Origin of the sequence: Pseudomonas sp. SCT (assembly GCF_003864275.1) — a bacterium.
GTDB classification, from domain to species: domain Bacteria; phylum Pseudomonadota; class Gammaproteobacteria; order Pseudomonadales; family Pseudomonadaceae; genus Stutzerimonas; species Stutzerimonas stutzeri_AE.
On sequence record NZ_BDJA01000002.1, the window covers coordinates 224798 to 236463 of the forward strand.

Here is an 11666-nt window from a genome sequence, read left to right on the forward strand (position 1 = left end):
GCTGCTGTGGCGGCCTCGTATCGGGCAGTCGTCATCGGCTATTCTGTTCGCCTTCCTGCCGTCCCCCATGCGGCAGGCTTGTCGGAAGGCCGTCATGCTCATCAGTAAACTGCCCAACGTTGGCACCACCATTTTCACTACCATGTCGCAACTGGCTGCGGACACGGGTGCGTTGAACCTGTCCCAGGGCTTTCCCGATTTCGACGGCCCCCAAGCGTTACGCGAAGCCGTCGCACGTCACGTCATGGCGGGGCACAATCAGTACGCCCCGATGACCGGCTTGCCGGCGTTGCGTGAGCAGGTCGCGGCGAAGGTCGCCGGCTTGTATGGGCGCGATGTGGATGCCGCCGCCGAGGTCACGATCACCCCAGGCGCTACCCAGGCCATTTTCTGCGCGATCCAGGCGGTGATCCGGCCCGGCGACGAGGTCATCGTATTCGACCCCTGCTACGACAGTTACGAGCCGTCGGTACAGCTAGCCGGTGGCGTCTGCATCCACCAGCAGCTGAGCCTGCCGGATTTCCGCATCGACTGGCAGCGCCTGGCTGACGCCATCACACCGCGCACGCGGATGATCGTGCTGAACACGCCACACAATCCCAGCGGCGCGCTGATCGATGCCGATGATCTCGATCGGCTGGCTGCGCTGATTCGCGAGCGCGATATCTATCTGCTCAGCGACGAGGTCTATGAACACCTGGTGTTCGACGGCCGCGAGCATGCCAGCGTGCTGCGCCACGATGAGCTCTACCAGCGTGCGTTCGTCATCAGTTCCTTTGGCAAGACGTACCACGTCACCGGCTGGAAAACCGGATACGTCGTTGCGCCGCCGATGCTCAGCGTCGAGCTGCGCAAGGTGCATCAGTACGTCAGTTTCACCGGCGTGACGCCGCTGCAGTGGGCCTTGGCCGATTTCATGGCCGCTCATCCCGAACACCTGGCCGAATTGCCGGCGTTCTACCAGGCCAAGCGCGATCTGTTCTGCGATCTGTTGGCTGGTTCCCGCTTCAGCTTTACCCGTGCTGCCGGCACCTACTTCCAGCTCGCCGATTATTCGGCGATCCGCCCCGACCTCGACGACGTCGCCATGGCCGAGTGGCTGACCCGCGAGCACGGCGTTGCATGCATTCCGATATCGGTTTTCTATCAGAACCCGCCGGCCAATCTCAGGCTGGTGCGCTTCTGCTTTGCCAAACGAGAGGAGACGCTGCGACAAGCGGCGGAACGACTATGCGCGATTTGAACAATCTGCCCGACCTCGAACTGGCGCTGGTGCAGACCAGCCTGATCTGGCAGGACGCTGCCGCCAATCACGAACGCTTCGCCACGCTGCTGGATCAGGCCAGCGGCGCGGATCTGATCGTGCTGCCGGAAATGTTCACCACCGGCTTCTCCATGGAATCTTCCGCGCTCGCCGAGCCGGAGGAGGGCGCGACCTATGCCTGGTTGCGCACCCAGGCCGCGCGGCTGGAAGCAGTAATCACCGGCAGCGTGATCATCGAGGCGGCCGACGGCAGCCATCGCAACCGCCTGCTCTGGGCGCGCCCGGATGGTGAGGTGCTGCACTATGACAAGCGCCACCTGTTCCGCATGGCTGGAGAGCACAAGCACTACACCCCCGGGCAGCAGCAGGCGTTGTTCGAGCTGAACGGCTGGCGCGTGCGCCCACTGATCTGCTACGACCTGCGCTTCCCGGTGTGGAGTCGCGACCCGCACGGCACCGACCTGCTGCTCTACACGGCAAACTGGCCCGCCGCGCGTCGCGATGCCTGGAATCGCCTGCTGCCGGCGCGTGCCATCGAAAATCTGTGCTACGTGGCCGCGGTCAACCGGGTCGGCGAGGACGGCAAGGGCTACCCGTACAGTGGCGACAGCCAGGTGCTCGACTTCAAGGGCGACACGCTGCTGAACGGCGAAGATCGCGATGCGGTATTGCGTTGCACATTGCGCGCGCGCGACCTAGCGGCGTTCCGCGAGCGTTTCCCGGCCTATCACGATGGCGACGAGTTCGAGCTGAAATTCTGACGGTATGCCGATCAGCGCGAGGGCTGTTCAGCGGTCCGCGTGACCAGATAGGTCTGCTTGTGTCCGCGTCGCTGGTAGGCCTCCATCCACCGCTCGGCGCTGGCGCGATCATGGAAACGCTGCATTTCCACTTCGTTGCCGTTATCGTCGATCCGGTAAAGCACCCAGTTGGGTCGCTCGGCCGCTGATCGCTGCGTATTCATTGGCTTCCCCTGAGCAGCAAGCCATTCGGAAGTCCAGCTACTTGGGAGGTGTCCGGTGAAGAGCCTTCTTCAGCTCAGCGAAGTCTATGCCATTCTCGAGCCGGGCCCCGTGGTGTTGCTTGGCACCTCACTGGGCGGGCGGGCCAATCTCATGCCGCTGTCATGGCATTGCATGATGGAGTTCGAGCCACCGCTGGTCGGCTGTGTGGTCAGCGCTGGAAACCATTCGTTCAGCGCCTTGCAGGCCACCGGCGAATGCGTGATCAACGTCCCGACCGAGTCACTCGCTCGACAACTGGTTGGTTGCGGCAATTGCCATGGCGATCAGTGCGACAAGTTCGCCTGTTTCGGACTTACCCCGCTGCCCTCGGCAGAGGTGGCGGTGCCGCGAGTGGAGGAGTGTTTTGCGAATCTGGAATGCCGCGTGGTGGATCGGCAGCTGGTGGATCGCTACAACTTCTTCATCCTGCAGGTGGTGCAGGCGTGGATCGATCCTTCCGTCACTGCGCCACGTACGCTGCATCATCGAGGCTACGGCAAGTTCATGCTTGCCGGAAAGAAATCCAGCTCGCTTCAAAGATGCGTTGAGCGACGGCGTAGCCATACCCAGCCATAGATACCCACATTGACCAGCAGCACCACCGCGGCCAGCACGTATTGCGCCGGCAGGGTCAGCCAGTCCGGGTAGATCAGCGGCATCAGATAGTGCTCGACGAAGCCTTCGCTGTAGCCAGCGTCGCCCGCACGCAGACGCAGCAGCTGCTCCCAATGTGTCAGTGGGCATCCACGGTCGGCTATTTCGACGAATATCGCCCAGGCCGCCGCCGGCAAATGCCATAGCATCATGCTTGGGCGCCACAGGCAAAGGAGGCCGCCCAGCAGAGCGAACAGCACGAAGGCAAGGTGCAGAAGCAGCAACCCGTCCGCTGCAACGCGGTAGATCATGGCGATGACCTGGCGGGGCGGGCACCGGGCAGCTCGGCAAGCTGGCGGTCCTGCAGCTTTGCGAACAGCAGCAGGCCGCCCAGCGCGCCAATCAACGCCAGGAGCATGTCCGACTGGGTATCCCACGGGTCTCCCTGGGTACCGAGGAAATCTACTGCGCCTTGACAAGCCAGGAGTGCGACCCACCATTCGATCAGCTCATAAAAAGCGCTGATGGCGAGAGCCACGCAAACCGCCAGCAAATTGAGCATTCTGCCTCTAACCAGATAGCCACCGCGGAGCAGGATTTCCCTGGCGATCAGCGCTGGCACCAGCCCCTGCATGAAATGCCCCAGCTTGTCATATGGATTACGACTGAGTTCGAAGAAGTCTTGCACCCAGAAGCCCAATGGCACCCGCGCGTAGGTATAGGCGCCGCCGAGAATGAGTACCAGCGCATGGGCGGCGATCAGGACGTAGAGCAACTGCGTGAGCGGGAAGCGGCGGTAGGTGCAGAGTAGTATCGGCGCCGCGATCAGCACTGGTGCGACCTCCAGTAGCCAGGTCGGCCTATCGTAGGGAGCTATCCCGGAAACGATCAGCGCCAGCAGGACGGCGCTCGCCAGCGCAACATTGTCGGAGGTTCGCTGCATAGGGTCTGCCTTGGGCGAATACTGGCGCTAGCATGGCGCTGCGCTGCAACTACGGCAAGCGGTCGCTTGGAGCGTCAGCGCGCAGCGACCGACGGGGCCTTGCTGCAACTTCGCCGGTCAACGCTGCCGACATGGTCGTTGCCGTTGCCCTGCACGCAGGCGATGCGCTGGTTGCGCCAGCGTTCCCATTCGCTGACCGGATACTGGCGGTTCCAGATGGCGTACAGACGCTGGTCCTGTTTCGACAGGCGCAGCTTGTAGCGCTCGCTCATGTACAGATAGGTGCGGGCAATGGCGCCGCGGCTGTATTCGGGCGGCATCGCCGTGCGCTGCTTGAAGTTGACCACGAAGGGACAGGCACCGTACTGGCTGGGCTTTTCGCTGAGCATGCCGAAGCCGAAGTTGCTGCGGTCGCCGTTCACCTCGCCGACCACCGGAACCAGGTTGTGCAGGTCGGCCTCCGCCCGGCTGAACACCGGATCGTTGGCCGTGCAGTGCTTGCGTCCGCCTTGTTGCCAGCATTGGCGCTGATGGCCGATCACCCAGGCCGGCACGATATGCTCCCATTCGACCCGCTCGGCACGTTTGGGCTGCTTGCGCGGAATGTAACCACAACTGGCGAGATCGATGCGGTTGCCCTTGAACTCGCAGCCGCAATAGAAATCCACCGGGCGGTCGGCATAGATGGTCCAGGCTACCTTCTTGGCCTCGCGGAAGGTGCGAGGCGCGTCGGCGTAGCTGCTGGAGGACACCAGCAGGGCGAGCAGGAAAAAGCTGAAGCGGCGCATGGAAATCTCGACGACTGAACGAGTTCCGCATCCATGCGAAGGGCCGGCATTCTACCGTCCTTGCTATTAAAAGCCATATAAAACAATAACTTGTATGATGTCACCTGGCCTTCATCTGCCCCAGGCGATTGATCCACAGCGAGGCGAGGATGATCGTCCCGCCCACCGCGAGCAGTAGCAGATTGGTCGTGGTGCCCCAGAACAACAGGTTGAGCATCAGGCCCACCGGCACCGCCATGTTGTTCATTACCGCCAGGGTACCGGCATCCACCAGTGTCGCGCCCTTGTTCCAGCAGAACTGGCCGACAGCGGTGGCCAGCACGCCCATCCAGATCAGCACCGCCCATTGCGTCGTGGTGGTCGGCAGTTTTTCCGCATTACCGAACAGCAGCCACGCCGGCAGCACGATCACCAGTGCGCCGAGAAAGAAGTAGCCGAAGCGGCGATGCAATGGCACGTCGGAGGGGTAACGCTGCGCCAGATGCTTGTAGAACACCTGACCGGCGGCGAAGGTGAAGTTCGCCAGCTGCATGAGCAGGAAGCCGCCGAGAAAATCGCCGGAAACCCCGTCGTAACGGATAAGTCCGGCGCCGAACACCGCGACGGCTGCCGCGACCAGTGCCCAGGGGTTGAAGCGGCGGTTGAGCGCATCGTCGATCAGCGTCACGTGCAGCGGCGTGAGCACGGTGAACAGCAGCACCTCGGCGACCGTCAGCACGTTGAAACTCATGTACAGGCACAGGTAGGTGACGCCGAATTGCAACGCGCCGACCAGGGTCACGCCAGCAATAAAGCCGGGGGCGACGCCGCGCCAACGGGTCAGCGGCAGAAACACCAACCCGGCGAGGATCACTCGCGTGAGCACGGCGAAATAGCTGTCCACCTGGCCGGCCAGGTAAACGCCGATCAGGTTGAAGGAAAAGGCCCAGAGTAGGGTGACGAAGATCAGATAGCGCATGCCGGCTCCTCGACTAAGGCCGGCGACGTTAGCGGTTGCGCATGAAAGAGGGAAGGGCTGGCGAGCCTGCAGGCCCGCCAGCCGAACGATCAGGCCGACTTCAGGGTGGCCATGTCGATGACGAAGCGATACTTCACGTCGCTCTTGAGCATGCGCTCGTAGGCGTCGTTGATGTCCTGCATGCGGATCATCTCGATGTCCGAGACGATGCCGTGCTCGGCGCAGAAGTCGAGCATCTCCTGGGTTTCGGCGATACCGCCGATCAGCGAGCCGGCAATGCGGCGGCGCTTGAAGATCAGGCCGAACACGCTCGGCGACGGGTGCGGCGAAGCCGGTGCGCCAACCAGGGTCATGGTGGCGTCGCGCTTGAGCAGATTGACGAAGGCGTCGAGGTTGTGCGGCGCGGCAACGGTGTTGAGGATGAAGTCGAAGCTGTTGGCGTGCGCCGCCATCTCGTCCTTGTTCTTCGACACCACCACTTCGGCAGCGCCGAGGCGCAGGGCATCTTCACGCTTGTCTGGCGAGGTGGTGAACAGCACGACCTTCGCGCCCATGGCATTGGCGATCTTCACGGCCATGTGGCCAAGACCGCCGAGGCCGACCACACCGACCTTCTGCCCCGGGCCGACCTTCCACTGGCGCAGCGGCGAGTAGGTGGTGATGCCCGCGCAAAGCAGCGGCGCGACGGCGGCGAGGTTGTCGGTGTGGTTGATGCGCAACACGTACTTTTCATCCACCACGATGTTGTCGGAATAGCCGCCGAGGGTGTTCTCGCCACCGCCGAAGGCCGGACCGTTGTAGGTGCCGACGAAACCGTTCTCGCAATACTGCTCCAGCCCTTCGCCACAGGACGAGCAGGTGCGGCAGCTATCGACCAGGCAGCCAACGCCGGCGATATCGCCCGCCTTGAACTTGCTGACGTTCGCGCCGACCGCGCTTACACGGCCGACGATCTCGTGGCCGGGCACCGAGGGATACAGGGTGTTGTTCCACTCGTTGCGCGCGGTATGCAGGTCCGAATGACAGACGCCGCAGAACAAAATCTCGATCCGCACGTCGTTCGGTCCTACTTCGCGGCGCGAGAAGGAGTAGGGGGCGAGCGGGGTGCTTGGATCGAGGGCGGCGTAACCGATGCTGTTGCTCATGACGGCTCCTTTGTGTGTTCGGAATTTGCAGAGGCCAAGCCTAATGGCGGCGAAGTCGGCTGCGTTTGCACAATCCTGCCGAAGGCTGGTGCGTTTCTGCCGCAATGGTCGCCAGGGCTGATAGCGCAGACTGAGTTGGGAGGCGTTCAGTGACGAACAGTTCAGTCGCTCATCGCTGTTTGGAGGTTTGCCGTCACTGCTGGCGGATAGCGGGAGGGGAAGGCGGGCCGTGCGGTAGGTCGCAGGACTAACGAAGGCGGGCCCGGATGCGGGCCCGCCGTTCAGGCTCAGGCTGCCTTGTCCTGGGCCTCGCGCAGGGCGCGGTTCATGGCGCTGAACAGGGCGCGGATGCTGGCAGTGGTGATGTTCTCGTCGATGCCGATACCGTGCAGCGGCCGCTCACCGTCCAGACGCACCTCGATATAGGCTGCGGCCTTGGCGTTGCTGCCGGCACCGATGGAGTGCTCGTGGTAATCCATGATCTCCAGCTTGACCGGCAGCGCAGCGACCAAGGCCTCCAGCGGGCCTTTGCCGATGCCGCGCCAGTGGACGACTTCGCCATCAGCGGCCACTTCCACGTCCACCGCGCTGGTGCCGTTCTCTTCCTGCAGGCGATGACCTTTGAGCGTATAGGGCGCGGTTGCCTGCAGGTACTCGGCTTCCAGCAGCGCGTAGATCTGCTTGGCACTCATCTCCAGGCCGAGGCGGTCGGTTTCCTTCTGCACCACCTGGCTGAACTCGATCTGCATGCGGCGCGGCAGGCTGATGCCATATTCCTGCTCGAGCAGGAAGGTGATGCCGCCCTTGCCGGACTGGCTGTTGACGCGAATCACCGCCTCGTAGCTGCGGCCGATGTCGGCCGGGTCGATCGGCAGATAAGGCACTTCCCAGATGCTGTCCGGGTCCTGCTGGCTGAAACCCTTGCGAATCGCATCCTGGTGCGAGCCGGAGAATGCGGTGTGCACCAGGTCGCCCACGTAAGGGTGGCGCGGATGCACCGGCAGCTGATTGCATTCCTCGACCACCTTGCGCACCGCGTCGATGTCGGAGAAGTCCAGTTGCGGGTCGATGCCCTGGGTGTACATGTTCAGTGCCACGGTCACCAGGTCGACGTTGCCGGTGCGCTCGCCATTGCCGAACAGGCAGCCTTCGACGCGATCGGCGCCGGCCATCAGGCCCAGTTCGGTGGCGGCCACGCCGGTGCCGCGGTCGTTATGGGTGTGCAGGCTGACCAGTACGCTGTCGCGCCGGTCGACGTGACGGCAGAACCACTCGATCTGGTCGGCGTAGATATTGGGTGTGGCGGCTTCGACCGTGGCTGGCAGGTTGAGGATCAGCTTCTGTTCCGGCGTTGGCTGGAACACCTCGATCACGGCATTGCACACCTCGACAGCGAATTCCGGCTCGGTGGAGCTGAAGATCTCCGGCGAGTACTCGAAACGCCAGGCGGTTTCCGGGTTCTGTGCGGCCAGGCGCTTGATGATCTGCGCTGCATTGACCGCGATGTTCACCACGCCGGCCTTGTCCTGATTGAAAACGATGCGGCGGAAGCTTGGCGCGGTGGCGTTGTAGTAGTGGACGATGGCCTGCTTGGCGCCCTTCAGCGATTCGAAGGTGCGGGTAATCAGATCCTCGCGCGCCTGGGTCAGCACCTGGATGGTGACGTCGTCGGGGATGTGGCCGCCTTCGATCAGCTCGCGGACGAAGTCGAAATCGGTCTGCGAAGCAGAGGGGAAGCCGACCTCGATTTCCTTGATGCCGACCTGAACCAGCGTCTTGAAGAAACGCATCTTCTTCGCTGCATCCATCGGCTCGATCAGCGACTGGTTGCCATCGCGCAGATCCGAACTCAGCCAGATCGGTGCCTGGGTGATCGTCTTCGACGGCCAGGTGCGATCCGGAATGTCGATGGCCGGGAAGGCGCGATATTTTTTCGACGGGTTCTTGAGCATGGTCATGGCGTTTCCCCAGGTGAAAGCTTGAGCAAGCAACTTGTTTGCCTGTTACAGGCGGTGGTTTATGGTGCAAAGCTATTGCTTGATGGTCGGTGCGTGCAAGCTTCTGACAAAAATTGATGTTTTGTTCCAATAAATGATCAGTTATGGTTTTTTCTGCTGATTCCTGAAGAAAAGCTCGAGCTTGATTGCTCCCGCTTCTTGCGGCCTCATGTCGCAGCAGCATCCATGCGGGCTGCGTGCGATCATCGGGCTACCTCCCGCTGGGTTACGTCACGGTCAACTGAAGGACATGCCGGTGACACGCAAACGGCTTACGACATTGAGTATTTGGCTTGGCCTGTTCGCCATGCTGATGATTCATGTCGGCCCGTTGTACTCTGCGGTTCAATCCGCTCAGGCCGCCCAGCTCAGCGAGCACCATCACCATGCCGAACATGAGCCCTCCGCTCACGGCCACCATGGCCAGGCACGCGCGGGGGAGCCGGCCTGGCTCGCGGCGCTGGACCTCTGCGGTTACTGCGAGCTGCTGACGGTCAATCCACCGCTCAGTCTTTCCGTCCAGCTGGTTCTGCCTCACCACGAACCGGGTTATTTCCAGCCCCTTCCCGAACAGCCGCTGCCGCCTGCGCTGCGCCGCAGCAGTGGCCATCCCCGCGCCCCTCCGCTTCTGTCCTGCTGACGTTCATCGACCGCTTATGGCGGTTCAATCACATGCAGAAGTGGAAATTCTATGTCCAGCATTACTCATGGCTGTACGGCGCGCGTGCGCCTGTCTGAGCGTTTTTCGATCCAACCGTCCCGCCTGCGCTGGCAGTTCGCCCATGCCGCGTTGCTGGGGATGCTCGCCAGCGGTGCGCTGGCGGCCGACGCCGATCACTCCGGTCACGCCGAGCATGCTGACGCGGTCGAGCTGGCGCCGATGGTCATTACCGGCGTCGGCCAGCAATCCCCGCTGACGGTCGTCACCGACCCGAAGATCCCACGCCAGCCGATGCCGGCCAGCGATGGCGCCGACTACCTGAAGACCATTCCCGGTTTTTCGGCGGTACGTAACGGCGGGGTGAACGGCGATCCGGTGTTCCGCGGCATGTTCGGCTCGCGTCTGAAGCTACTCTCCAACGGTGGCGAGATGCTCGGTGCCTGCCCGAACCGCATGGATTCGCCGAGTTCCTATATCAGCCCGGATACCTTCGACAAGCTGACCGTCATCAAGGGCCCGCAAACCGTGCTCTGGGGGCCAGGCGCCTCGGCGGCGACGGTTCTGTTCGAACGCGAGCCGGAGCAGTTCAGCGAGCCGGATTACCGCATCAACGGCAGTCTGCTGACCGCCTCCAACGGTCGCTTCGACCGCAACCTGGATGCCGCCGCGGGCAACAGCCAGGGCTATGCCCGGCTGATGGCCAACAGCTCCCAGGCCGATGATTACGCCGATGGCAACGGTGATACCGTGCCGTCGCGTTACGACAAGTGGAATACCGATGTGGCACTGGGCTGGACGCCGGATGAAGACACGCTGATCGAGCTGACCGCCGGGCGCGGCGATGGCTACGCACGCTATGCCGGGCGCGGCATGGATGGCAGCCAGTTCCAGCGCGAAAGCCTGGGGCTGCGCTTCGAGAAGAGCAATATCGGCGAGACGTTCTATGGGTTGGAGGCGCAGGTCTACTACAACTACGCCGACCACATCATGGACAACTACAGTCTGCGTGACTTCGTGCCGACCTCGATGATGAAGGTGCCGACACTGTCGCGGGTCGATCGCCGTACCCTCGGCGGCCGGCTGGTCGGTACCTGGCAATGGACCGACGTCGAACTCAAGGCCGGTGTCGATGCACAGCGCAGCGAACACCGCAAGGTGATGAACCCGAATCTGCACGTGAACCAGATGGTCGCCGCGGCTGGCAGCGATGCATTGCCCTGGGTGCCGGACGCGATGCTGCACAGCTACGGCGTCTTCGGCGAGCTGACCTGGCAGCTCAGCGAACGCGAGAAGCTGATCAGCGGTCTGCGTCTGGATCTGCATGAGGCGACCGATGAGCGCGACTACTTCAACAGCCACCATCCGACGCTCAAGAACGGGATGGGTATGCCCGTCAGTCAGGATTGGGACAACCCCACCGCCGGCGAAACCCGCCGCGATACGCTCTACAGCGGCTTCGTGCGCTACGAGGAAGAGCTGACCAGTGTGCCTGCCACCTGGTACGCCGGCCTCGGTCATGCGCAGCGCTTCCCTGACTACTGGGAGCTATTCGTCTCCAACCCCGGTCCGGTCGGCACGGTGCAGTCGTTCGATTCGGTACGGCCGGAGAAGACCACCCAGCTGGACGTCGGCTTGCAGTACGCGAAAGGACCGCTGGAAGCCTGGGTTTCAGCTTATGCCGGCGTGGTCGAGGACTACATCCTGTTCAGCTACGTGCCAGGCGTGATGCCCGGCATGCTGCGCGCCGAAGTCAGCAATATCGACGCGACCATTGCCGGCGCTGAAATGGGTGCGAGCTATCGTTTCACCAGTAACTGGAAGGGTGACGCGAGCCTGGCTTACGCCTGGGGCAAAAACCGCAGCGATGACCGCGCCATGCCGCAGATTCCGCCATTGGAAGGGCGTCTTGGGTTGACCTATGAGCGCGACAACTGGAGCACCAGTGGCTTATGGCGGGTCGTCGCTGCGCAGAGCCGCGTTGCCGAGAACCAGGGCACCGTGGTCGGCAAGGACTTCGACGAGAGCGCCGGCTTCGGCGTGCTGGCGGTCAATGGCGCCTACCGGCTGAACAAGAACTTCAAGCTCAGTGCGGGCGTCGACAACCTGCTGGACAAGGCCTACAGCGAGCACCTCAATCTCGCCGGCAGTGCGGGCTTCGCCGATTACGGACTGGAACCCACCAGTCGGGTCAACGAGCCGGGCCGCACCTATTGGGCGCGAGTCGACATGAGCTTCTGAAGGAAATAACGGTGGTAAAGGAGCGAGGCGTTCCCTCGCTCCGGACGTAGGTTGGCGCTGAGGCGCGGGGTTTG

General features: G+C 62.7%; 12 protein-coding genes. 5 read left to right on the forward strand and 7 right to left on the reverse strand.

Going from position 1 to position 11666, the window contains the following annotated elements:
* Nucleotides 1–94 precede the first annotated feature (94 nt).
* Nucleotides 95–1243, forward strand: a complete 1149-nt coding sequence (locus tag BHD08_RS05450; RefSeq protein WP_125021085.1) for a pyridoxal phosphate-dependent aminotransferase — start codon at nucleotides 95–97, stop codon at nucleotides 1241–1243.
* On the forward strand, nucleotides 1231–2025 hold the full coding sequence (locus tag BHD08_RS05455) for an amidohydrolase (protein ID WP_015276145.1): 795 nt from the start codon (nucleotides 1231–1233) through the stop codon (nucleotides 2023–2025). Before BHD08_RS05450 ends, BHD08_RS05455 begins: the two co-directional genes overlap by 13 nt.
* 11 nt (nucleotides 2026–2036) lie before the next feature.
* Here BHD08_RS05455 and BHD08_RS05460 read toward each other — a convergent pair whose 3' ends face one another.
* On the reverse strand, nucleotides 2037–2228 hold the full coding sequence (locus BHD08_RS05460) for a hypothetical protein (protein ID WP_125021086.1): 192 nt from the start codon (nucleotides 2226–2228) through the stop codon (nucleotides 2037–2039).
* Nucleotides 2229–2283: 55 nt separating this feature from the next.
* Between BHD08_RS05460 and BHD08_RS05465 the strand changes: the two genes are divergently transcribed.
* Nucleotides 2284–2844 carry a flavin reductase family protein gene (locus tag BHD08_RS05465; protein WP_125021087.1) on the forward strand — a complete coding sequence of 187 codons (561 nt, stop codon included), beginning with the start codon at nucleotides 2284–2286 and terminating at the stop codon, nucleotides 2842–2844.
* On the opposite strand, the gene BHD08_RS05470 is transcribed toward BHD08_RS05465, so the two are convergent.
* The 6 genes from BHD08_RS05470 to leuA all read right to left on the reverse strand — a co-directional run bounded on the left by BHD08_RS05470 (nucleotide 2802) and on the right by leuA (nucleotide 8654).
* On the reverse strand, nucleotides 2802–3173 hold the full coding sequence (locus tag BHD08_RS05470) for a DUF2784 domain-containing protein (RefSeq protein WP_125021088.1): 372 nt from the start codon (nucleotides 3171–3173) through the stop codon (nucleotides 2802–2804). The genes BHD08_RS05465 and BHD08_RS05470 overlap by 43 nt on opposite strands.
* On the reverse strand, nucleotides 3170–3805 hold the full coding sequence (locus tag BHD08_RS05475; protein ID WP_125021089.1) for a DUF2238 domain-containing protein: 636 nt from the start codon (nucleotides 3803–3805) through the stop codon (nucleotides 3170–3172). The genes BHD08_RS05470 and BHD08_RS05475 overlap by 4 nt, the downstream gene beginning before the upstream one ends.
* 74 nt (nucleotides 3806–3879) lie before the next feature.
* Nucleotides 3880–4593, reverse strand: coding sequence for an endonuclease (locus tag BHD08_RS05480; protein WP_125021090.1), 714 nt, complete (start codon nucleotides 4591–4593; stop codon nucleotides 3880–3882).
* 100 nt (nucleotides 4594–4693) lie between these two features.
* On the reverse strand, nucleotides 4694–5551 hold the full coding sequence (locus tag BHD08_RS05485) for a carboxylate/amino acid/amine transporter (RefSeq protein WP_015276151.1): 858 nt from the start codon (nucleotides 5549–5551) through the stop codon (nucleotides 4694–4696).
* An 89-nt stretch (nucleotides 5552–5640) separates the two neighbouring features.
* Nucleotides 5641–6696, reverse strand: coding sequence for an NAD(P)-dependent alcohol dehydrogenase (locus BHD08_RS05490; protein WP_015276152.1), 1056 nt, complete (start codon nucleotides 6694–6696; stop codon nucleotides 5641–5643).
* Nucleotides 6697–6983: 287 nt separating this feature from the next.
* Nucleotides 6984–8654, reverse strand: a complete 1671-nt coding sequence (gene leuA / locus BHD08_RS05495) for a 2-isopropylmalate synthase (RefSeq protein ID WP_015276153.1) — start codon at nucleotides 8652–8654, stop codon at nucleotides 6984–6986.
* 319 nt (nucleotides 8655–8973) lie between these two features.
* On the opposite strand from leuA, the gene BHD08_RS05500 reads away from it, so the two are divergent.
* The gene (locus BHD08_RS05500) at nucleotides 8974–9333 is read left to right on the forward strand and encodes a DUF2946 domain-containing protein (RefSeq protein WP_125021091.1); all 360 of its coding nucleotides are present in this window, start codon (nucleotides 8974–8976) and stop codon (nucleotides 9331–9333) included.
* 51 nt (nucleotides 9334–9384) lie between these two features.
* On the forward strand, nucleotides 9385–11592 hold the full coding sequence (locus BHD08_RS05505; RefSeq protein ID WP_125021092.1) for a TonB-dependent copper receptor: 2208 nt from the start codon (nucleotides 9385–9387) through the stop codon (nucleotides 11590–11592).
* Nucleotides 11593–11666: the final 74 nt, after the last annotated feature.